Genomic DNA, 527 nt, shown 5'->3' with positions numbered 1-527 from the left:
GGGGGAGGTGTGAAGGCCCTCAAAGCGAAAGATCCACCACGATCGGCGCGTGATCCGAGGGGCCCTTCCCCTTCCGCGCCTCACGGTCCACATAGGAATCCGTCACCGCGCCGGAAACACGAGAGTCGGCGTACACGAGGTCGATCCGCATTCCCTTGTTGTTCGGGAAGTTCCCGGCCCGGTAGTCCCAGTAGGTAAACGGGTGGTCGTACTTCAGCGGCCGCGGGAACACGTCGGACAGGCCGAGGTCGCGCAACGCGGCCAGGGCCTTCCGTTCCGGCTCGGTCACGTGCGTCGACTCGGCGAACACGCCGATGTCCCAGACGTCCGCGTCGGTCGGCGCGATGTTGAAGTCACCCAGTACGGCGAACGGCAATCCGCGCGCCTGCTCCTCGCGCACGGTCGCTTCCAGCGCCGAGAGCCACGCGAGTTTGTAGTTGTAGTGCGGGTTCTCGAGGTCGCGGCCGTTCGGCACGTAGACCGACCAGAGTCGCAGCCCGCCGCAGGTCGCGCCGATGGCCCGCGCG

At 67.2% G+C, this 527-nt stretch carries 1 protein-coding gene; it reads right to left on the bottom strand.

From position 1 onward, the window contains the following. Nucleotides 1–19: 19 nt before the first annotated feature. The coding region (locus CFP71_RS42135; RefSeq protein ID WP_208636159.1) for an exodeoxyribonuclease III at nucleotides 20–527 on the bottom strand (508 nt) is incomplete at its 5' end.

The sequence above is a fragment of the Amycolatopsis thailandensis genome, assembly GCF_002234405.1.
GTDB classification, from domain to species: Bacteria; Actinomycetota; Actinomycetes; order Mycobacteriales; family Pseudonocardiaceae; genus Amycolatopsis; species Amycolatopsis thailandensis.
Note: the sequence above shows the minus strand (reverse complement) of the source record. Positions and strands in the feature narration are given on the sequence as shown.